This is a genomic window from Collibacillus ludicampi (assembly GCF_023705585.1).
Taxonomy (GTDB): domain Bacteria; phylum Bacillota; class Bacilli; order Tumebacillales; family BOQE01; genus Collibacillus; species Collibacillus ludicampi.
Genome location: NZ_BOQE01000001.1, coordinates 2499184 through 2520304, shown reverse-complemented (window position 1 = coordinate 2520304; position 21121 = coordinate 2499184). Strand labels below are relative to the sequence as shown.

22 protein-coding genes and 1 pseudogene are annotated in these 21121 nt (G+C 46.1%); 1 reads left to right on the top strand and 22 read right to left on the bottom strand.

What is annotated here, in order from left to right; all coding sequences use genetic code 11:
* Nucleotides 1–67: 67 nt before the first annotated feature.
* From DNHGIG_RS12750 to DNHGIG_RS12725, 6 genes are all read right to left on the bottom strand, one after another.
* On the bottom strand, nt 68–598 hold the full coding sequence (locus DNHGIG_RS12750) for a Gfo/Idh/MocA family protein (RefSeq protein ID WP_282199940.1): 531 nt from the start codon (nt 596–598) through the stop codon (nt 68–70).
* A gap of 380 nt (nt 599–978) precedes the next feature.
* Nucleotides 979–2178: a CaiB/BaiF CoA transferase family protein gene (locus DNHGIG_RS12745; RefSeq protein ID WP_282199939.1), complete on the bottom strand. Its 1200-nt coding sequence runs from the start codon at nt 2176–2178 to the stop codon at nt 979–981.
* Nucleotides 2175–2444, bottom strand: coding sequence for a hypothetical protein (locus DNHGIG_RS12740; RefSeq protein WP_282199938.1), 270 nt, complete (start codon nt 2442–2444; stop codon nt 2175–2177). Before DNHGIG_RS12740 ends, DNHGIG_RS12745 begins: the two co-directional genes overlap by 4 nt.
* A gap of 47 nt (nt 2445–2491) precedes the next feature.
* On the bottom strand, nt 2492–2905 hold the full coding sequence (locus tag DNHGIG_RS12735; RefSeq protein ID WP_282199937.1) for a cupin domain-containing protein: 414 nt from the start codon (nt 2903–2905) through the stop codon (nt 2492–2494).
* A 49-nt stretch (nt 2906–2954) separates the two neighbouring features.
* Nucleotides 2955–4718, bottom strand: a complete 1764-nt coding sequence (locus DNHGIG_RS12730) for a thiamine pyrophosphate-binding protein (RefSeq protein WP_282199936.1) — start codon at nt 4716–4718, stop codon at nt 2955–2957.
* On the bottom strand, nt 4715–5290 hold the full coding sequence (locus DNHGIG_RS12725) for a zinc-binding dehydrogenase (protein WP_282199935.1): 576 nt from the start codon (nt 5288–5290) through the stop codon (nt 4715–4717). Before DNHGIG_RS12725 ends, DNHGIG_RS12730 begins: the two co-directional genes overlap by 4 nt.
* Nucleotides 5291–5532: 242 nt before the next feature.
* Between DNHGIG_RS12725 and DNHGIG_RS12720 the strand changes: the two genes are divergently transcribed.
* On the top strand, nt 5533–6630 hold the full coding sequence (locus DNHGIG_RS12720) for a hypothetical protein (protein WP_282201419.1): 1098 nt from the start codon (nt 5533–5535) through the stop codon (nt 6628–6630).
* A gap of 145 nt (nt 6631–6775) precedes the next feature.
* On the opposite strand, the gene DNHGIG_RS12715 is transcribed toward DNHGIG_RS12720, so the two are convergent.
* The 16 genes and pseudogenes from DNHGIG_RS12715 to DNHGIG_RS12640 form a co-directional block, all read right to left on the bottom strand.
* Entirely contained in the window at nt 6776–7342 is a 567-nt protein-coding gene (locus DNHGIG_RS12715; protein ID WP_282199934.1) for a shikimate kinase, read from the bottom strand.
* Between the two features lie 275 nt (nt 7343–7617).
* Entirely contained in the window at nt 7618–8193 is a 576-nt protein-coding gene (locus DNHGIG_RS12710) for an HD domain-containing protein (RefSeq protein ID WP_282199933.1), read from the bottom strand.
* A 90-nt stretch (nt 8194–8283) separates the two neighbouring features.
* A complete protein-coding gene (locus DNHGIG_RS12705; RefSeq protein ID WP_282199932.1) occupies nt 8284–8919 on the bottom strand; it encodes a YktB family protein in 636 nt (211 codons plus the stop codon).
* A 66-nt stretch (nt 8920–8985) separates the two neighbouring features.
* Nucleotides 8986–10191, bottom strand: a complete 1206-nt coding sequence (locus tag DNHGIG_RS12700) for a glycosyltransferase family protein (protein WP_282199931.1) — start codon at nt 10189–10191, stop codon at nt 8986–8988.
* Nucleotides 10192–10196: 5 nt separating this feature from the next.
* Entirely contained in the window at nt 10197–11147 is a 951-nt protein-coding gene (locus DNHGIG_RS12695; protein WP_282199930.1) for a D-2-hydroxyacid dehydrogenase, read from the bottom strand.
* A 438-nt stretch (nt 11148–11585) separates the two neighbouring features.
* Entirely contained in the window at nt 11586–11945 is a 360-nt protein-coding gene (locus tag DNHGIG_RS12690; protein WP_282199929.1) for a vWA domain-containing protein, read from the bottom strand.
* Between the two features lie 165 nt (nt 11946–12110).
* Nucleotides 12111–12629 (bottom strand): beta-ketoacyl-[acyl-carrier-protein] synthase family protein, encoded by a 519-nt coding sequence (locus tag DNHGIG_RS12685; protein ID WP_369414758.1) that lies wholly within the window; start codon nt 12627–12629, stop codon nt 12111–12113.
* A gap of 33 nt (nt 12630–12662) precedes the next feature.
* Nucleotides 12663–13321: pseudogene (locus tag DNHGIG_RS12680) on the bottom strand (beta-ketoacyl synthase N-terminal-like domain-containing protein); the annotation flags it as partial.
* A gap of 110 nt (nt 13322–13431) precedes the next feature.
* Nucleotides 13432–14061 carry an SDR family NAD(P)-dependent oxidoreductase gene (locus DNHGIG_RS12675; RefSeq protein ID WP_282201418.1) on the bottom strand — a complete coding sequence of 210 codons (630 nt, stop codon included), beginning with the start codon at nt 14059–14061 and terminating at the stop codon, nt 13432–13434.
* 2 nt (nt 14062–14063) lie between these two features.
* On the bottom strand, nt 14064–14495 hold the full coding sequence (locus DNHGIG_RS12670) for an ApeP family dehydratase (RefSeq protein WP_282199926.1): 432 nt from the start codon (nt 14493–14495) through the stop codon (nt 14064–14066).
* Entirely contained in the window at nt 14476–15474 is a 999-nt protein-coding gene (gene bioB, locus DNHGIG_RS12665) for a biotin synthase BioB (protein ID WP_282199925.1), read from the bottom strand. The genes DNHGIG_RS12670 and bioB overlap by 20 nt, the downstream gene beginning before the upstream one ends.
* On the bottom strand, nt 15471–16187 hold the full coding sequence (bioD, locus tag DNHGIG_RS12660) for a dethiobiotin synthase (RefSeq protein ID WP_282199924.1): 717 nt from the start codon (nt 16185–16187) through the stop codon (nt 15471–15473). The genes bioB and bioD overlap by 4 nt, the downstream gene beginning before the upstream one ends.
* A complete protein-coding gene (gene bioF / locus DNHGIG_RS12655) occupies nt 16184–17353 on the bottom strand; it encodes an 8-amino-7-oxononanoate synthase (protein ID WP_282199923.1) in 1170 nt (389 codons plus the stop codon). Before bioF ends, bioD begins: the two co-directional genes overlap by 4 nt.
* A complete protein-coding gene (gene bioA, locus DNHGIG_RS12650; RefSeq protein ID WP_282199922.1) occupies nt 17328–18725 on the bottom strand; it encodes an adenosylmethionine--8-amino-7-oxononanoate transaminase in 1398 nt (465 codons plus the stop codon). The genes bioF and bioA overlap by 26 nt, the downstream gene beginning before the upstream one ends.
* Before the next feature lie 23 nt (nt 18726–18748).
* Nucleotides 18749–19594, bottom strand: a complete 846-nt coding sequence (locus tag DNHGIG_RS12645) for a 6-carboxyhexanoate--CoA ligase (RefSeq protein WP_282199921.1) — start codon at nt 19592–19594, stop codon at nt 18749–18751.
* Between the two features lie 111 nt (nt 19595–19705).
* Nucleotides 19706–21109 (bottom strand): sodium:solute symporter family protein, encoded by a 1404-nt coding sequence (locus DNHGIG_RS12640; protein WP_282199920.1) that lies wholly within the window; start codon nt 21107–21109, stop codon nt 19706–19708.
* Nucleotides 21110–21121 lie beyond the last annotated feature (12 nt).

The window sequence follows — 21121 nt, the reverse complement described above, 5'->3', positions numbered from 1 at the left end:
AACATTAAATTCATAAGACCACGGTGATGGTATTCCGTCAGATACGAAATAATTGATGGTTGCTCCTTCACTTGTCTCTAATGCTATTGCGCGCTACAGCATAAACGCTTTTTATTTTTAGACCTGTTGCAAATCTCAAGTTGTCAATATCGTGAATGCCATTTATAAGCAAGGGGCCTCCACCCTGAGCCACTCTCCAGCTCTCTGAATAGTATGACCGATCTTTGGCAAGTACCCATAACATGTTTACGCCTACAATTTCTCCTAACTTGCCCGATGAAATAATCTCTTTCAGCTTTGTCATTTTACTGGAAAAACGGCGGTGATGCCCCACCAATAGTTTGACATTGTTCCTCGCACATGCTTGGATAATTGCTTCGCCTTCTTCAATAGAAGAAGCAATAGGTTTCTCCACAAGAACATGCAATCCCTTGTTAGCGCATACCTCGGCTACCTCTTTATGCAATCGGTTGGGCAAGGCTATAATCACACCATCCAAACTGCATTCATTCACGAGATCCTTGTAATCTGTGTATAAAGGCACATTCAGTTCCTTGGCTCTTCTCACCGATAACTCGTTATCTCCTGCCACAGCCACAAGCTCTACCCCTGGTATTTTTTATGCGTCACTGGCAAACTTATACCCGTGATTCATACCCATCACTGCTAACCTAACATTTTTCATTGTTAATAGCCTCCCACAATAAAATAATTATTTCTTTTGTTTTCTCCTAAATTCTCTCGTGTTCAAGTTTCAAACGTAGTTTTCATGGAGTACGGCCCCTTTTGTTAAAAAATGTATGATCACACATTGGATCTCCAGTACACTTGTGATTCACGTTACATACCATGGCGCATGTAAATAGCAAGGAATCGCTGTAAAAAAGCACCTCCTCTGGGTCATCGCTGCAGCTTGACACCTCGTATGTTAACAGGAGGTACTTTTCTTTTTTTCGCAAAAGTATTATCATAGAGAAATTATATAATTTTCTTTTCTTTCAACTCTTTTACTGTAGATGGCGACAATCCTAGGAGATTGACAAGAATCTCGTCATTGTGTTGGCCAAGATCTGGCGCTATATTCCGAATAGAGCCCGGAGTTTTTTCAAATTTGGGAACAAACCCCGGGACTTTGATTTTGCCAAGACGCGGATGTTTGACCTCAATAATATTTTCGCGCGCCTGATAATGATGATGTTCAAAAATATCTTTTATACTTAAAATTGGACTGACCGGAACCCCATATTCATCCAATCGTTGCAACAATTCGTCTCTAGGCAGGCTCCGTATCCAATCAGCTACAATTCCATTGGTTTCTTCATGATTTTGTAGCCTTCTTTCATTCGTATAGAATTTCTCATTCGTTATAAGATCCTCTCGATTCATGGCTTTTGCCAATCTTTCGAATGTTGAGTCTGTACTGGTAACCAATACAACCCAGTGCCCATCCTTGGTCATAAATGTTCCTGCCGGACTGGAATGACCGCTTAATCCGGGCGACCTTTCCCGTACCTTGCCCAACTGGTCATATTCGGCGATCAGGAATTCCAGCATTCGAAAAACAGATTCATAAAGGGCAATATCTACCATTTGGCCGGAACCTTTCGGATTAACGTCCCTATAGTAGATAGCAGTGACAGCCGCAAAAGCAACATAAATACCGGTAATATAGTCCGTTAAAGAAAAAGAAGGGCTTACAGGGGGCCTATCTGGATAACCTTGAAGATAAGTGAATCCGCTGAAGGCAGTAGCAGGAGTTCCAAATCCAGCCTTATCCTTAAAGGGGCCCGTTTGCCCATATCCAGACACTCTAATCATAACTAAATTAGGGTTTATTTCCTTTAGAACATCATATCCAATTCCCCATTTTTCCAAGGTTCCAGGACGGAAATTTTCAATTAAAATATCTACCTTTTCAACCAATTTTTTAAATATTTCAACACCCTCTGATTTATGCAAATCGAGTGTTAGAGATTTCTTATTTCTAGATAATCCAGGCCAGCGTAAAGGCTCCTTATCTAAAAAAGGTCCCACATGCCGCAGAGTATCTCCTTTACCCGGCATTTCAATTTTGATGACATCCGCACCAAAGTCCCCTAACAATACCGCACCAAACGGTGCAGCAATCATGGTAGATACATCGAGTACCTTGACACCTTCTAACGCTAATCTACTCATTGACCTTCCTCTTTCGTTTGTTGAATGTTAAATTTGGTAGAAACAAGATTGAGTAATAATTTTAACTTCAATTCTGGATTTTCATGATATGCGTCTATAATACTTTGAATCTCCGACTCCAAATATTCATTCTCTTCAGATAAACAAATCAAGTGTACAAGTTTCATAACCTCAGTTTCTGGGATAGAACGAGGATGAATACCAAGAATTACTTCTAAGGCTTCATATCCTAAGGAACTAAATAGTTCGTTAAATTTTGACTCCATAGATCCATCTCCTTGGTTTCAATCGGGGGGATATCCCCCCTTTTCAATTAATCCTTTGGTAAATAGCCTTGCGGACTATAGCACCATAGTAACCAAAGTGGTTCATTACCGGTATTGACGTGCTGGTGAAATTCCCCTTCCGGAATAAACATGAAGTCACCTTCTTTAAATGGACGTCGATTGCCTTGCGCATCGACGACTTCCCCCGAACCTTTAATGACTACATCCATTTCCTCTGAACTAGGATGGTTATGAAGCGAACTTGCTTCCCCGGGAGAAAAAATTGTTATACCTGCCATGATATGTTTTGACCCCACGGTTTCAGGAGTTATGAGTTGGAATACTTTCCGGATCTGATTTAACTCCGGCTGATCCAATCCAAGCCACAATGTTTTTGCATCTTTGAATTGATCCAAAACTTTAATCCTCATTTCCTCTTTCACTGTCATTTTTTTGCTCATCTGATTTTCCTCCCAAAAGATTAGTTTTTTTATAAGATCTTTATAAAATTTAAATTGTTAATGCAACGTGATGAACTTTCTTATTAGGAGAGTAAATATCCATAATATTCCAATGTCCAGCAGTCGGAACGGGTTCATTTAACATGGCTACATCGATGACAAACGGCTTGTTAGATTCTATGGCGTGTTTAAGGGCGGGCTTAAATTCATCTGCCGATTGAATCTTAATTCCTTCCACCCCGTACGCTTTTGCTATGGCTGCAAAATCAGGCGAATACGGTTTACCCTCTTTATGAAACACAGTGCCATGGGTTGTTCCATAATGGGCTTTTTGCAGCCCTGCAATCGTGCCAAATGCATAATTATTCATAATTACCCAAATGACTGGTATGTTTTCTTCCGCAGCGGTGGCTAATACAGAAGGGTTTTGTCCAAAACCACCATCTCCCACTAATGAAACCACCACTTTATCCGGTTGAGCGATCTTAGCTCCTAGAGCAGCCGGAGCTCCAAATCCCATCGTTGCATAACCGCCAGGGGTAAGAATGGTACCAGCTTCATAGATTGGAAACTGTTGTCCCACTCCATTTTTATTCCACCCCACGTCAGTTGTGATATAAGCATCTCTCGGCAAGACTTCGCGAACCTCTTGTAATATGCGTTCAGGTCTCATCGGATAGGAGTTGTCCTGGACGTGCACAAGATTTTTCTTTCTAAATTCTTCCTTATATTCGACTATTATTTGTTTAAATTTTAAATTTTCTCTACCTTCGGGAACCATCTCTTTAGCAACGCGGGTGAGAACCTCAAGAGCCTGTTTCAGATCAGCGACAGCCCCGATTTCCACCGGATAATTGCGGCCAATCTCATTCGGATCGATATCGATGTGAATCAGTTTGGTTGTGGGAAAATTAAACGTGTATTCCGGTTCCCAGGAACTGCAATCCGCCTCGGAAAAACGAGTCCCCAAAGCTAAAATGAGATCCGCGTTACGACACGTATCATTTATAAATTGAGTCCCCCAAAAACCTGTCATCCCCAAAGCGAGTGGATGATCATCCGAAATGGCGCCTTTCCCCATCAAAGAGTACGCAACCGGAATGCCCAGATGATCGACCAAATCTCTTAATTCCTTGGAGGCATCCGCTAACAGAATGCCCCCTCCCACATAGATCACAGGATTTTTGGCGCTGATCAGTCTCTCGATCATCAGTTTGGCAGTTTCGTTATCGATCGATGGCTTGTGCAATGTTTTGGTATGGTGTTTTAACCGTTCAAATAAAGAGACATCTACTTCTTTCGAAAAAATGTCCATAGGAACGGATACCAAAACCGGTCCTGGCCTGCCATTTTCGGCCAATTGGAATGCCTTTTCGATAATTTCCGGGAACAGCTCCGGGCGATCCACACGCCAAGCACGTTTGACAAAGGGGCGGTAGATTTCATATTGCGAGGCATCCGAATGAAGATTGATTTCCTGATGCGGATGTTTTCCATAGAAATGACTTGGAACATCCCCGGCAATCACCACCATCGGGATCGAATCTAACGCAGCGTTGGCAACCCCCGTTGCGGCATTCGTCAATCCGGGCCCCAAATGAGTCAAAACGACCGAAGTCTGCTTTTTCGCCCGGGCATACCCATCCGCCATATGCGCGGCGATTTGTTCATGTCGGACATTGATAAATTTGATCTTGCTTTTCTCCAATGCGCTCAATACCGCGATATTGGTATGCCCGCAAAGACCAAAAATGTGTTCGACTCCACGCATTTCAAGATACATTACGAGTTGATGAGATATTAGTTCTTTCATACGTTACGGGCCTCCTTAAAATTTAAAAGGATCTTTCCATAATTGCCTGTTAGGGCTAACTCATAAGCCTCATTGAATCTGGAAAAAGGAACGATCTGTGAGATGATCTGGTGTGCATTTAACTTGGGATCTCTGAGATACTCGATGCTTTGTACAAAATCGGTAGGATAATTATAGATAATACTTCCATATAATGAGAGCTCGTTTCTAACAAACTGAGAAACGGGAATCGTTGCTTCTTGCGTCATTCCAATTAAAATCATTTCCCCGCCGGGACTCACGAGTTGTAATCCCTGTTCAAAGGATTTCCTGGTTCCGGCTGCTTCGATGACGACATCGAATGTCTCTCCATGTATTTCATGGGGCATAACGGCTCTCACATCACCGAGTCTCCCAACCAATTCGAGCTTGGAAGCGTTGATGTCGATGGCCGTTACACAGGCACCCAAATATTTGGCAAATGCGGCAGATAACAGACCCTCCGTTCCGCAACCGATAATCGCTACAGAGGTATCTTGTTTAATATCGACCTTTTTAAAAGCATGGACAACAACCGCAAATGGTTCAATCAAGATGGCTTTCTCATCCGGAAATAGTTAAAAATTTCTTTCCGCTGAAACTCTTTTCCTATTCGATGGGAATTTTGGCTGTCGTTTCTCTTGTGATTTCCTTTCGAAAAGCTTCTGGCCTTTATCTTTTAACGGGGCTTTTTTTTCTGTCTTCCGGTTGGATCCTTTTTTTTTATTCTCATGCCCCTTGGTATGCCTTTATTTTTCACTTTGAAACCATGTTAGGACTTCTTTCATTGTTTTTTATGCTTCCGTTTATTCGTTCAATCATCCATATTGGACATTTCGATCGTCAACTCAATCAACTGTTGACGCTTAAAACCAAACAATTGTCCCAACTCTATACAAGAAGTGCCTTTGTGACCCAACTACTCGGTATCTTCCTGAATATAGCAACCATTCCCCTTTTGGTTCAATCCCTGTCTCTCTCATTACATCCTTTTCCGGATGATATGACTCGACGTTTTTATTCAAGAAGCCTTCTGAGAGCTTACGCACTCGCTTTAACCTGGAGTCCTTTTGAAGTCCTCGTCAGTATCTCGATTGACACGACAAACGAAACATATTACAAAATTTTTCCTTTTACCTTTCTTCTTTCTATCGTTTTTATGATTCTAAACAGATTGCTGTTTTCTATGGATCCATCCAGTCATTTAGCCATCCAATGTTCAGACCTTCATCTTAACAAAAGAAACAAGATCAAAAGAAAGATGTTTCAGTTAATAGGTATTTTCATTCTCTTCATCGTAATCGTTTCTCTCATGAATCGAATGACCGGCTTTGGTTTTTTGTTTTCCGTTGTCCTTGTGATTCTTCCATTCTCAATTACAATCGCTTTTATCATGAAAAAATGGAAGCGGTATATGATCTTCACGATTCCACATTGGAAACGACAAACCCATAATCTGTCCAACTATTTCTTTATGTTTTTAACTGCAGGATTTTTTGTTGACATGATCGCCCATATGGAGTGGATCTCGATTCTGCAATCCTTTCTCGCCCATTTTATAAATCATAAGTTCATTTTCTATCTTATAATCGGCGTATATTTTTTCATCACAGCCCTGGCCGGCTTCCACCCGCTGGTCTCCCTAACTTTATTCGTGAAAATCCTGTCTCCCGTTCTCAGTCAGGTCTCTTCGCTTTCTTTTGCTTTGGTATTGATCTCTTGCAGCTTGGCGACAGTTATGTATAGCCCATATAATGTATCGGTTTCACTTTTATCCAGTGAAATAAAAGTCAACCCGTATCGAATAACCCAATGGAACATCGCATTTGCCCTGTTTTATATGTTAATCGGCATAAGCTTTGCCTATTGGTTACACTTCTCCCTGAACATATAACCGAAGAATTACTCAGGAACTTCAACAATTTCTCATGAAACGGAAAGCGGCGGTTTCCTGAGCCATTTTCAAACAGCCATCAAGGGCTGTTGATGGAAAGGATTCCGCCACATGTCGCCTCTCGGAGAGGTGCTTTTCACAAAATTTATTCACGATGCGGTTGGTAAAGATCCCAAGCCATTTTTATGGATTCGACGATTGAATCGGCCACTGTTTCAGGTGGCAAATCATTCGTGCAGATTTTTGAATTATGAAGGGCATATGCCTCTCTTCTTTTAAAAAAAATCTCTTCGATCTCTTCCAAAGTCTTGTTTTGCAGTACCGGGCGACTGTCTATGATTAAAGGCAACCTCTCTTTCCAGGATTCCCATGATAGATCAAGATAGATCACGATACATCTGGATAGACACACATTTCTTACTTCCTCATGTAAGAAAGCTCCTCCCCCCAAAGAAATTACCTTCAGTTTCGTCTGGCTGCAAGTGTTTACAATGAATTCCTTTTCGAATTTACGAAATTCTTTTTCACCCAATTCCTTAAAAATTTGCGTGATCGGTATTTTATAGATTTTTTCGATTTCTTCATCGACATCAATAAAGTCTCGGTAAAGTTTTTGCGCCACCAGTTTGCCAATCGTCGTTTTGCCCACTCCCATAAATCCGATCAACACAATATTTTTCTCGCGAATAGGGATTTCTATATTTTCTGACATGCGAAACTCACTCTCTCCCTGGAAGATCTCAAAAATATTTGACTTTATCATATCAGTTTTGTATGCACTTGTCCCGTTCTAACAAAACAGGAAAACTGTTGAATTCCATTTTGCTCGCTTCCATTATTCCTTCTACATGTCCCATGTTACCCATTTCGTTGCTTGTACAGATGGAATGCGAGGCTAAGATTTAAATCTCTTTTCCGAAGAGCTACCTAGAGCAGTTCGCAAAATTGTTCCAGCCCATAAAAAAGAGAGCCTTTTGGCCCTCCTTCTTATGCTTCCACTGCAACTCCGCGCAATCCTAGTGCGTCCGCCTGCTCTTTTAACGCGTCGATCACGAACTGGATATGCTCATCCATGTCGACACCGAGTTCGATCGGTCCGTTTTTTACATCTTCCCGGTTAACTCCCTTCGCAAATGCTTTATCTTTCAATTTCTTTTTGACCGCTTTGACATCCACATCAAAGATCGATTTGGTAGGACGGACAAGTGCGACGGCTGTGATAAATCCGGACAATTCGTCACATGCGAACAGGGCTTTTGCAAGTAAAGTATCACGGGGTACTTCGGAATAATTCGCATGGCCAAGAATCGCTCGGATCATTTCTTCCGGATAACCTTTTTCCCGAAGGATCTTGCTGCCCACAAATGGATGTTCTTCCGGCGTAGGGTATTTTTCGTAATCAAAATCATGTAAAAGACCCGTGATACCCCATAGTTCTTCATCTTCACCAAACTTACGCGCATATGCACGCATGGCAGCTTCAACAGCCAATGCGTGCTTAATGAGACTCGGGTTCGTCGTGTATTCATTCAGAAGAGCCCAAGCTGCTTCCCGGTTTAACATACTGTAAACACCAAACCTTTCTTCCATCGTTACAGAAGTTAATATAAAGTCTTCACCCCGACAGAACATAGCTTGTCGCTCGGCCCCATTCTACTCTACCTGTGAGAAAGCCAAACGATATAAAGGAGTCAACGTCTGAAACGTCTCAACGGCGAGCCGTTCAAAGTCTGCCGGATCCATCCGTACTGCTTCCTCGCGCGGTACGACGATTCCTACCATCACTTCGCCGTTTTTCTGTTTTGTCAAGCGTGTCGCTATCCGTTCAAAATCGGCGTCGGTCATTTCCGCATGGACAAGTCCGTTTGGGTTGGTATGATCAGGATACCAATGATAGTGACCGGGCAAGGATGCACGAACCTCCGTCAAATGATTCATCAGTTTCTCGCCAAAATTCCCTTTCATTTGCGATTCATAGATGATTCCCCACTGGATAAACGCATGTGTATACCATGCACCGATTTGAAAATGAGGGAACATTTTATAACCGCGTGGCGATTTTGACCACGCGACCCAACTGTCCTTTGGAGGATTGGTGACGCGGCGCGCATGCTTCGCCACATGGGCAAACATTTCTTCTCCAGTCAGTTCGGAGAGTGTAGGCGCCAGATCTTCCCCTAATTGCTGCAGTTTGGGCCGTAGTGTCGCTTTGAGTCTTTCCATGCGCGGTTCCAATCCTTCCACAGCAAATACATCGAAATCCGCTTCCTGGAAACCAACGAATTGCAAATCTTTCACCTCTGTTTACCCGATTTTTTCATCCATCGATTTGTGCAGATTCAACCCAACGAGGCTCTAAAACAGTGAAGCAAACAGATCACGAAATTCTCTCGCTACCTCTTGCGCAGAAAACCGATCATATACGTTGTTACGCGCTTTTTCTTGATAGGAGGGAAGCTCCTTGATCATCTTCATGAGCCCGTTTGCAACGCCTTCCGCATCGAGAGGATCGATGACCGGAAATCCGAATGCACCGACTAATTGTCCCGCTGTTCCTTTTGTTGACGTAATTCCCAGTATCGGCTTTCTTGCTCCAAAGTAGTCAATCAATTTAGAAGGCAGAAACAGATTGACATCACTGGGGGCGTCAATCAAGAGCAGAATATCGCTCTCGGCCATCTTCTCCAAACTTTGGAGATAGGGAACTTGTCCGACCAAATCGATCGGAACGGATACCCGATCTTTGTATGTATCGATCAAAGCGCGAAACTTCGACTCCACATTGCCGATCACACGTACGCGTACATTCTGCAAAAGAATCGGCTCTTTTTCCTGAATAATCGAAAGGGCCTTAAGCAACGGTTCCGGAGAACGGATTCCATAAAAATCGCCGATATACGCAAGAGTGATCCCGTTTTCTTTGGACGTACGTGAGTAGTAGAGAGAGGCATCATAACAATGAGGAATCACTTTTGAACGTTCCCCGATGTTCAATGAACGGTAATGAGCGGCTACAAGGTCGCACATCTCGACAGTCGGGAAAACATAACGATCCGCCGCATGAATCACTCGTTCCTCGTGCCTTTCATCCACACGGTTGGAAGAGTGGTATGGGTTATGTGCCCAAGGGTCACTAAACTGAGCCACCCAGGGAATCCCCAACTGCCGTTTAAACTCAAGTGCCACGAGATGGCTCGTTCCCGGTTGTGAACGCGAGTAGATCAGACTATAATCGGCGAGATTCACATTCCCGTGATGTTGGGCGAGAACATTGCGCATCCAGGCGATATTCACATCGACGATTTTACGGATCCCTTTTTCATAGAGACGACGCAAGATTTTGTTGGAAAACTTCGGGTTTCTGTAACGAAAAATGCGCAGATTTTCATGCTGCATATGGTGTAGCAATTGTTCGTCCCGTTTATATTCGGGATCGGGCCCGACTGTGATCAAGTCGATTTTGAAATACTCTGCCAGATAAGGCAATGTCTTGGCCACCAGGATCGATTCGGCCGACAAAAGAGGTGGTGCAAAATATGAGACCATCAAAATACGTTTCATAGAAGTTAATACCCCTTCTTGGGATCGATCACGTTGATCATCTCACCCGTTCCGTGTAAATAGACATTCAAGTTATGCCGAAAAATTTCTTGCGCACGTTCCATGTATTTCGGCGAACGTCCGGACATATGCGGCGTAATCACACAGTTTGGCAAGCTCCAAAGCGGATGTTCGGGGGGAAGCGGTTCCTCGACAAACACATCGAGCGCCGCCCCACCGATCCACCCTTCTTTCAGCGCACGAATCAGGGCGGATTCATCGACAACGGCACCGCGAGATACGTTGATGAAAATGGCCGATTCCTTCATCTGCTTGAATTCACGTTCACCGATGAATCCTTTTGTCTCCGGCGTTAAAGCTACGATCACGACCACATAATCGCTTTCTGCCAACACCCTGTCCATTTCTTGAACCGGATATGTTTCATCCACAAACGGTACAGATTTTCCTGTCGTATTGACACCCATTGTCCGCATCTGAAACGCTTTTGCTTTCTCCGCAATCGCCGAGCCGATGGCGCCCACGCCGATGATCCCCACCGTTTTTCCATAAAGCTCTTCCAAGCGGACAGAGCGATCCCATGTATGTGTGCGCTGCAGATCGAAAAACACGTGAAAGCGATGGGCAAATACCAGCATCATCCCGAGCACATGTTCAGCCAAGGGGATGCGATGAATTCCGCGCGCGTTCGTCACCAGAACATGCTGCTCTTCCAGTTGTTGCAAGGGCATTTTCTCAATTCCTGCAGAAAACACCTGTATCCATTTGAGCCGTTTCATCTCTTTCACGATCTCAGGTGTCAAGTCTTCCCCGTAAGTAATCAAAACTTCCGCATCCGCAAAAGATTCTTGTGCCTGCTCGATCGACGGATATACCCTGAGATCGATCACAGGCGATATCTCACGAATCGCTTTCACATGCCGCTCACTGATAGGACAGCTCGTGATGATAACCATCCCGCATCCTCCCCCCGAAGATCTGTATGAAAAACCACACATTTCTGTGTGGTCGAATATTGCTGATAGCGACTCTAGCAGAATGGGTAACTACCTCTCAATTGGTGGTTGGCGATTCATGTAATCCCCTATTGTTCCCAACCATCCCCATCATAACATCAAAAAGATCGATAAACAAATAGAGAAATACATCATGATGAACGTGTGCGCTTTCGAGAATACACCATCTAAAACAAAACACTCCTCAGCGATTGAGATGATCTCTTAACCGGTTCGCTCAAGCGTCGAAGGTGTGGATTAAATCAGGATATTTATAAAAACAAAAAGCCTTGATTTTCAAGGCTATCAGACTGCAGACAAACTCCCTTGTTTCCATAGAAGCGTAGGGAGTTTGTCGTGTTTGTATGCAAATCTGTGACAATTTTTCTCTGCAAACACTTATTTCAGATAGGTGGGCAGTAAATTGGGCAGCTCCAATTTAAATTTCGAATTGACAAAAACTTTATCGCAACCGGCTTCTTCCGCTTCTTTGCGAAGCTCCTCTTGTACATGAGGACCGAAAGCGATTACGTAAACCCCACGCCTCTTCGCTTCAGCCACAAGATCCTTCCATCCTGGAGTGGCTGCCGAGAGATCGATGATGAGGAGAGTCGGATGTGCTGTGTCCAATTTATCTTTCAATTCTACAATCGATTCGGCAGTAATCAATATACCGCCTAACGGAGCTGCAACATCACGAATACTAGCTGTATACATCAAATTATTACCTAACGCCAAGATTGTTTTTGCCGCTTCCAATGAAAGATCCTCCTCTCGAATGGATTACATTCAATTGACTCCTCTCTTCACCATAGATGAATTTGAGAAAAATTGCAAGTCGTGCGACTAGTGCCAATCCCCATTTTCCTGTGATTATTTGCTTTGCATCCGTTATACACAGATGGCTCAGTGAAATATCATTTCCTATATACTCGCAAATATAACTGCTGCATTATGTCCCCCAAACCCGAGTGAAAGAGACATTGCCGCTTCAACCCTTCCCCGCCGTGATCGCAGAGGAATATAATCGAGATCGCACATGGGATCCTGATGTTCCAAGTTCATGGTTGGGGGCAAAATACCTTCATTCATGGCCAAAATGGTTGCGATCGCTTCGACCGCTCCTGCAGCGCCTAATAAGTGGCCGGTCATTGATTTCGTCGAAGATACGGGAATCCGGTAAGCGTGAACGCCGAAAGCCTCTTTGATTGCCCACGTTTCCCAATAATCGTTCAGTGGTGTGGATGTTCCGTGTGCATTGATATAGCCGATATCACCGGGGGAAAGATCGGCCTCTTTGAGGGAGAGCCGTATGGCCCGCGCCATCCCTTCTCCGTGCGGCTGTGTGATATGGTACGCGTCACTGGTTGCCGCGAAACCGGCCACCCGTCCATACGCATGCGCTCCACGTGCCCGGGCATGCTCTGCCGACTCAAGAATCATGATCCCGGCCCCTTCCCCCATCACATATCCGTCCCGTTCCCGATCAAAAGGGCGACTGGTCCGTTCCGGATCATGATTGCGCGTCGACATCGCCTTTGACGAACAAACACCTGCAAACACGCAGGAGAAAACGGTGCTTCGGTTCCACCGGTTATGACGATGTCGGCAAGTCCCCGCCGAATCCATTGAACCGCCTCTCCGATGGCCATGGCGGAGGAAGCGCAGGCGGCTGAAATCGTCTCGACGGGACCTCGCGCTCCAAAATGGGCCGCCACCTCCTGCGTAATGGAGGCGGAACCGAAGTGCGGAAAAAAAAGTCTGTCCATCCATGTTCCCGTCTGGATGAATTCGGCGATTCTCTGTTCTAATGTTGCAATCAGGCCGCGGGACGTTCCCAAAATCACCCCAACCCGCAACGGATCGACCCGATCTTTGCCAAGCCCCGCATCTTGCCAGGCGATCGCGCTTGCCGCCAAAGCAAAGCGAATGGCCAAAGGCTTTTCCAGATCACTCATGAGAAACGGTTCGTTCACAACCGCTCCGATACGCGTCGGAAAATCTGTCGTATCAAAACGTGTCAGCGGGCCCACTCCATTTTTTCCTTGGCAAAGAGCTGGAAAGAAATCGGCTCCACATCCGATCGGAGTGATCGCGCCTAAACCGGTTATCCATATTTCACGGTCGACTGTCATGCTGTCCACTCCTGTCCTACCACCGAGAAATCCTCGAATCCCAGGAAACGATTTGCCCCGTTACGGGATTCGTTGTATCTCCAAGCCATTCGATCATCGCTTCCGCCACTTCATCCGATCGTTGCATCCTTGCAATCAGAATGCATTCCAGTGTTTGACGCTTCGCTTTCTCCGTCATCTGTCGTGTCATCCCTGTATCGGTTAGCCCAGGAATTGATCTTGATACCGAAAGGGGCCGCTTCTGCCGCTACCGCTTGCGTAAAACCGAGCAAAGCCGCTTTGCTTGCGGCGTATGCACTTTGCCCGATCCTTCCCTCGCGACCAACGATCGAACCTACGTTGACGATAGTCCCCAGTCTTTGTTTCATCATGATCGGCAAAACGAAGCGGGTCATTTGAAAGATACCTTTTACATTGATATCGATCACCCTGCCGAACTCATCAGGAGACAAGTGTACAAGGAGTTTATCGCAGTGAATGGCAGCATTATTGATGAGAAGATCAATTCGGCCAAACTTTGCATACATCACTTGAACACAAGCGGATACTTCCTCCGCTTTGGCTACATTCGCCCGGAAATCGATTGGCGCCCGTCCAAATCGTTCCCGACCTTCTTTCACCGTAGAACGGGCAGCCTCTGAATCGCTCTGATATAAAAATCCGACTTCATAACCGCGTTTGAGCAGACTGAAAACACAGGAACGACCGATGCCGCGCGATCCCCCTGTAACGATGGCCACCTTCAACATGCATCCCCCGTTATCACAGCAAATCGAATCGTAGCTTCCGCTATCAAGTCATCACCGGAAAACACTCGCCCTCTCCTTTTTCCCATACCGTACCGAAAAGACAAGATCTCTACTTCCGCCCTCAATACCTGTTCGATGTCTACGAGTTTGACATAATGAAAATGATCAATTCCTGTCATGAGAGTTTTCTCGCAGCCGTTTCGATTTGATAATGTGGCCACAGCACCTACCTGTGCCATCAACTCAAGCAAATACCAAGACGGCACAAAAGGAACTCGCCAACCGAGGACCTCGAGTTTTTCACGAATACGGCCGGAAATCCCAGTTGCTCGGATTGCCGGCTCGCATGACTCAATCTGATCCACAAAGAGAAAAGGAGGTCTGTGGGCTAACACCCTTTCGATCTCAAAGCGCGCATTCTTCAATTTCAAACCCCAGATCCTCGATCATTTGCCAATCTGCAACCGGTTCTTGTCCGGCTGTCGTCAAATAGTCTCCAACGAAAATGGAATTGGCCGCATATAATCCCATCGCTTGTAAATGACGTAAATTCACTTCGCGCCCGCCAGAAATGCGGATTTCTTTTGTAGGATTGACAAAACGCATCATGGCAAGCAATTTCAAACATTTAACAGGCGTGAGTTTCCGAGTTCCTTCCAAAGGCGTACCCTCAATCGGATTGAGGAAGTTGCAGGGAATCGAATCGGCATCCAGTTCCTTCAGTGAAAAGGCGATATCGACCGCTCCTTCATCTGTTTCGCCCATCCCAAAGATGGCGCCTGAGCAAGGGGATATACCTGCCGCTTTTGCCGTCTTCACCGTTTCGACCCGATCATCATAGGTGTGGGTCGAACAAATATTTTCATAGTTTTCCTGGCTGGTATTCAAATTATGGTTGTAGCGATGCACTCCCGCAGCCGCGAGCTTCTCCGCGTGTTCAGGACTTAACAGTCCCAAGCAACAACAGATTTTCAATTGTGTCGTTTCCCGGATTTCTTTGACCGCTTCCACGATCTGGTCGATTTCCTTGTCTGTCGGCTTGCGGCCGGAAGCCACGATGCAATAGGTGCCCGCTTTTCTTTTGATCGCTTCCTGTGCCCCCGCCAGGATTGATTCTTTTGAAAGAAGTGCATATTTTTCAATCGGAGCGGTTGATACGATCGATTGTGAACAATATCCGCAATCTTCAGGACACAATCCTGATTTCGCGTTGATGATCATGTTTAACTTCACTTTTTTCCCGTAATATTTCTTGCGGATGAGAAAAGCGGCTTGTAAGAGTTCAAGCACCCGGTCATCCTCTTCCTGCAAGATTGCCAACGCCTCATCGCGGGTCACTTCATATCCTTCAATCACGCGAGATGCAAGTTCTTTCCAATCCATCGTTTTCGTCATTTGTGTCATTCTTTTTCTCCCCCTATCAATACCTCTTGAATCGATTTCAAATCAACATGTTCCTCAATCGCCTCTACAATCCTGGATTCGTCCGGTCGGTCCCCCAACCAAGGAACTTTTCCAAGAACCCGCACATTTGCAAGTTCTTCGATCATCCCGGGATTATGTGATTCCGACAGACTGATGGGCTGCCTTCGTCCACAGCCGGAAAGGATTACACCGGCCACTTGAAGTCCCCGCGAACGGGCATATTCAATCGTCAAAACCGTATGGTTTACCGTCCCGAGATCCGGTCTTGCCACCACAAGCAAAGGTAAAGCCAGCGTTTTAGCAATATCGACAACCAACGCGTCCTCTACATAAGGCACTGCGATTCCTCCCGCCCCCTCTACAAGAAGGTACCTGTGCTTTCGTTTCAGACGTTCGTAACCGGCAATCACATCATGAGACCGTACCTGTTTTTGTGAGCGTTGAATCGCCAATCGCGGGGCCACAGGTTCGCTGAATGAATAAGGACAAATCTCCTCAAGCGGATCATCGACTCCCGACAGCCTTTTTAACCGTGCCGCGTCACCTTCCGGTTGGTGTGTCAGATGACCGCTCTGTACCGGTTTATACACACCGATATCGAGCCCCTTTTTCCTGAGCGCTCCAGCCAATCCCCCGGTGACCAGAGTCTTGCCCACTTCCGTATCGGTTGCGGTTACAAAGAATCCGTTCATCTTATCACTCCCATCTTCTGACCGATTCTCGCAAAAGCGCCGAGAATGTCTCTCACGTCTTCATCGGTATGTGTGGCCATGAGCGTCAGGCGAATACGTGATGTCCCCTGCGGTACGGAGGGAGGACGTATGGCCGGGGCAAAAACCCCTTGTTCTTCCAAGTGATGGGAAAACTCAACCGCTCTCTCCGCTTCTCCGATCAAAATCGGAAGAATCGGTGTCTCTCCCGACATGACCCGAAAGCCCATCTCTATCAGCTCTTCCCTTACTCTCTTGCTGATCAAGGACAAGCGAGCGCGTCGTTCCGGCTCGTTTTCAATCAAATCAATAGCGGTCAGAGCCGTACCGATCACACCGGGGGAAAGTGCAGTGGAAAAGATAAACGGTCGGGCACAGTTCCGTAAATATTCGATTAATTCGTGCGTACCAGCGATGTAACCGCCTTCCGCCCCGACCGCTTTCGATAAAGTTCCCATTTGGATGTGTACCCGTCCGTGCAAATCGAAATGTTCGACCGTCCCTGCGCCGCGACGTCCCAAGACACCCGTCGCATGCGCATCATCCACCATCACCCACGCCCCGTATCGTTCGGCCAACTCCACGATCCCCGGAAGATTTGCGATATCGCCATCCATCGAAAAAACACCGTCTGTTACAATCAAGTTCCGCTTGCCGGAGCGATAGCGCATCAGTTTTTCTTCAAGGTCTTTAAGATCCGCATGGCGGTAGATCACCACATCCGCTTTCGAAAGGCGGCAACCGTCGATCAAACTCGCATGGTTCCATTCATCCGAGAAAATTACGTCTCCCGCAGTGGCAAGTGCTGTCATCGCCGCCACGTTTGCCATGTATCCTGTGTTGAAAACAATTGCCGCTTCCGTACCTTTAAAACGGGCAATTCTCTCTTCCAACTGTTCGTGCAAAGCGGTATTCCCCGTCGTTAAGCGCGACCCGGAAGAACCGGTACCATATTTGCGAATCGCCTCGATGGCTGCTTCAATCAGGCGGTGATCATCTGCAAGCCCCAAATAATTGTTGGACGCACACATGAGCATCTCGCGTCCATCGACAATTACCCTGGTGCTCGCCGCGCTTTCCATCCTGCGCAACCGGCGGTACAGTCCCTTATTTCGGATGCTCTCAAGCTCGTGTCGCAACCGTTCCATGACGTTTTGCTACCTCTTTTTCTGTGACATCGTGAATCGCTTGATACAAAATATCGAGCATTTGGTCGAGTTCCTCACGTGTAGAACCTAGCGGAGGCATGAATACGACCACGTTGCCCAACGGGCGGATGAGCATACCCAGTTCGCGCGCACGGCGGCACACCTTGACACCGATTCGCTCTTCCCAAGCGAAAGGTTCCTTTGTGACTTTATCCCTGACCAATTCGATACCGATCATCAATCCTTTTTGTCTGATGTCACCGACGTGCGTAAACTCTTTAAATGTTTCGAGTCTTTCTTGCACATACAAGCTTTTGCGTGCGACATCATTGACCAAATCCCGTTTGCGGAAGAGTTCAAGATTGGCAAGTGCGACCGCACACCCCAACTGGTTACCCGTATACGAATGACCGTGGAAAAATGTCTTCTTCTCCGCGAAGTCACCTAAAAACGCTTCATAAATCTTCTCTGTTGTTAACGTAGCCGCCACGGGTAGATAGCCGCCGGTGATTCCTTTGGCAACCGTCATCAGATCCGGTGTAATGCCGTCATGTTCGCATGCGAACATTTTTCCGGTTCGTCCGAATCCTGTTGCCACTTCATCAGCAATCAAGAGCACATCATAGCGGGTGCACAACTCGCGCAGCCCTTTCATATAACCGTCCGGCATAACGATGATGCCGCTTGCTCCCTGAACGACCGGTTCCACGATCACAGCTGCAAGGGTACCCGCTTTTTCCTGCAATACCTTTTCCACTTCCTGCAAAGACCCTTTCAGAACTGCTTCGGGGGTGTCACCAAACGGGCTTCGATATGTATGCGGATAGGGAACCTTTTCTGTCGGGAAGAGAAGATGAGAGAACGCTTGATGATACAATTCGATCGCCCCGACCGAGACCGACCCGATCGTGTCTCCATGATAAGCCTCTTTCATCGTGAGAAATTTGTTTTTCTCCGGCCGTCCTTTATGTTGCCAATACTGATACGCCATTTTAATGGCGATCTCTACCGCTTCCGCTCCGGAATCGGAGTAAAATACTTTCGTCAGTCCTTCAGGTGCAATCGCCACAAGTTGTTCCGCCAACAAGATCGCCGGCACATTCGCTTGACCGAGTAGTGTGGAGTGGGCGATCTTATCCAGTTGGTCACGTATCGCCTGATCCAATTCGGGTACCCGGTGCCCGTGCACATTCAACCAAATCGACGAAACACCATCCCAATACTCATTCCCTTGCACATCACGCAATTTTCGCCCTTGTCCGCTCTCGATAATTACGGGATCATCCGCCAAATAATCTTTCATCTGAGTAAACGGATGCCAGAGATACTTCTTGTTTTTTTCCGCCAATTCTTTATAGGACAGAAGCGCCATGTTTCTTCCTCCTTCTGTAACCATTAATCTTTTCCTGTTCTTTCATCTGTTCCATGAATGACACCAACGGCTATTTCCTGTGGTGATGGTATAATTAGATTCTCAGGAAGCTGGTCGATCCAAACCGCCTGTTTTTCCAAATAGTGAATGAGTGTGGAAATATCCGTTTGTTGCCGGTCAACGAAGAAAATACGTCCTCCTACGGGATCCCCTTTCTCCTTCAAATGAGGAATGCGCACATAACCGAGCGACGGAGAGCTTACATATCCCGTCACATAGCTGGGATCATCCGACCAGCATATTTCTGCAAGGACCCCTGGTGCGGCAGCCACTTTGCTGGCAAGCGCGATCGCTTCCCAGATGCGTGAACGATTGAAGCCGAAAGATGAAACTTCGTCCATCCATGATCGCAAGGTCTCTTCTTTCCAGTCGAAGCGGCTGACCCGAACGCCTCTTGCAATGTCAGGTTCCAATCGTTCTCCCGTTTGTACGTCCATGAGTACGGCACCTCTCATGACGGTTCCTTGAGGGCCGGGGCCCTTTTTTAATAGATCGATTGCATGTGCGGCGATCGCAGAAGGAATCCCCGCTTCCACCAACTTCCGCTGTGCGGCTGCATATCCTTCATGAACGTCTCTCACGGGGATCGTCGAAATCGGTAAAGCAGCAATGGATTGAATGTCGGATCGATCCATTTTATCGATCGTGAGATGAATGCTATCGGGTCCCCCTCTCTCATGGGTGAGTGCCCTTTCAATGAGAGAATGGGCGATTTCCCTGACTCGTTCTTCTTCGGCCAACCTCTCTCCGCCGGAGATGTGCATAGACTCTTGTGAGGCACGCATACGCACACTAAATACGGCACCCAAATTGTTAACCCCATTTCCATTAAGGTTTACTTTATGCTTACTTATACTATAACAGCATCTATGCATGGCGAAAAGTCTTAATTGCAAAAAAAAGGAGGCGAACCCCCTCCCTTAATCCGACATCGTTACTTCAAACGGTGAATCCGTTTTTGATTGGGTCATATAGGAAGCCATGATTATGACAAGAAAACTGGTGACCATTCCGTAAATGATAGGAGTAGTAGCGCTGATACCTTCGATCGCCAGCCCTGCCAGTACAACGATCGCCCCAATGATGATAGAATAAAATCCTGCTTTTGCAGTCGCTTTTTTCCAATAGAATCCAATCACAACAGGAACAAAAATCGCTCCCGTTAAAATGGCATATGCGACATCAAGCGCCACTAGCACATCTTGAATCCAGATCGCAAATGTGATTGCAAGAAAGCCCACCAGACAGGTGATCACCCTGGAAAGCAAGATGAAACGCTTCTCCTCTAAATTTTTAAACCAGAAATGCTTCATAATATCATGTGTGATTAACGTAGAAGATGCCAACAGTGTTCCGGAAGCTGTAGACATGAGTGCGGAACATACACTGGCAAGAACAATTCCCAGCAAACCTGAAGGAAGGATCGTTAGTGCCATATTGGCAAATACATTTTGTGTTTCTTTTACTGTTGGAAGAACGACAAGTGCACACATACCGATCAAACTCAACGCTAATGCGTACGCTATGCCGTAAATTCCCGCGCTAACGGCACCAACTCGTGAAATTTTCGTGGTTTTCGCCGTGAAGATCCGTTGCCAGATATCCTGTGAGACAACCATCCCTAGTGTGTAAAGCAAGAAATATTGAAAAATTTTGCCTATACCCATACTCGAAAGATCAAAATAATGCTCCGGCAGCTTAGTAACAAGCCCCCCCAATCCTCCCGCATGCACCAAGCTTAGAGGGAGCATGATGAAAAAAATTCCGACCGTCTTGATCATAAACTGAATAATGTCAGTCATCGTAACGCTCCACATACCGCCAAGAATGGTATAAAACAGGACGATTCCACCGCCGATCAACTTTGATGACGTATTATCCCACCCCAGCACCGCGTGGATAATCGAGCCCATCCCGATCACTTGAGTGACTGAAACCATCAATGCATAGATCGCTGCGACACAAGCGCTAATCAATCTCGTATTTTCATTGTAGCGTTTTCCCAACAATTCACTGATTGTCGTCACTTTAAACCCGGAAATCCGATGAATGAAAAAGAGACCGAGACACATGATTCCGAGGCCGATCATGGTCACAAACCACATTCCGGAAATGCCAAATTCATAACCCAGTCTGGCTGTGCCGATGGTGGACGCTCCCCCAAGAATGACTGCGCAAAGACAGCCAAGATACATAAAAAACCCAAGATTTCTTCCCGCCAATGCAAAGTCTTCCGATGTTTTCGCTCTTTTAGAGCCTATTACACCGATCGCAATCATAACGGAAAAATACAGAATGATCATACCGGTATCAAGTAGATTCATGAGTGATACCCC

Bases quoted from the DNA above. Each gene is read 5' to 3' on its own strand.
- DNHGIG_RS12745 (WP_282199939.1), bottom strand. From the start codon at position 2,178: ATGAGTAGATTAGCGTTAGAAGGTGTCAAGGTACTCGATGTATCTACC.
- DNHGIG_RS12740 (WP_282199938.1), bottom strand. From the start codon at position 2,444: ATGGAGTCAAAATTTAACGAACTATTTAGTTCCTTAGGATATGAAGCC.
- DNHGIG_RS12735 (WP_282199937.1), bottom strand. From the start codon at position 2,905: ATGAGCAAAAAAATGACAGTGAAAGAGGAAATGAGGATTAAAGTTTTG.
- DNHGIG_RS12730 (WP_282199936.1), bottom strand. From the start codon at position 4,718: ATGAAAGAACTAATATCTCATCAACTCGTAATGTATCTTGAAATGCGT.
- DNHGIG_RS12720 (WP_282201419.1), top strand. From the start codon at position 5,533: ATGCTTCCGTTTATTCGTTCAATCATCCATATTGGACATTTCGATCGT.
- DNHGIG_RS12715 (WP_282199934.1), bottom strand. From the start codon at position 7,342: ATGTCAGAAAATATAGAAATCCCTATTCGCGAGAAAAATATTGTGTTG.
- DNHGIG_RS12710 (WP_282199933.1), bottom strand. From the start codon at position 8,193: ATGTTAAACCGGGAAGCAGCTTGGGCTCTTCTGAATGAATACACGACG.
- DNHGIG_RS12700 (WP_282199931.1), bottom strand. From the start codon at position 10,191: ATGAAACGTATTTTGATGGTCTCATATTTTGCACCACCTCTTTTGTCG.
- DNHGIG_RS12695 (WP_282199930.1), bottom strand. From the start codon at position 11,147: ATGGTTATCATCACGAGCTGTCCTATCAGTGAGCGGCATGTGAAAGCG.
- DNHGIG_RS12685 (WP_369414758.1), bottom strand. From the start codon at position 12,629: ATGATTCTTGAGTCGGCAGAGCATGCCCGGGCACGTGGAGCGCATGCG.
- bioB (WP_282199925.1), bottom strand. From the start codon at position 15,474: ATGACACAAATGACGAAAACGATGGATTGGAAAGAACTTGCATCTCGC.
- bioD (WP_282199924.1), bottom strand. From the start codon at position 16,187: ATGAACGGATTCTTTGTAACCGCAACCGATACGGAAGTGGGCAAGACT.
- bioF (WP_282199923.1), bottom strand. From the start codon at position 17,353: ATGGAACGGTTGCGACACGAGCTTGAGAGCATCCGAAATAAGGGACTG.
- bioA (WP_282199922.1), bottom strand. From the start codon at position 18,725: ATGGCGCTTCTGTCCTATAAAGAATTGGCGGAAAAAAACAAGAAGTAT.
- DNHGIG_RS12640 (WP_282199920.1), bottom strand. From the start codon at position 21,109: ATGAATCTACTTGATACCGGTATGATCATTCTGTATTTTTCCGTTATG.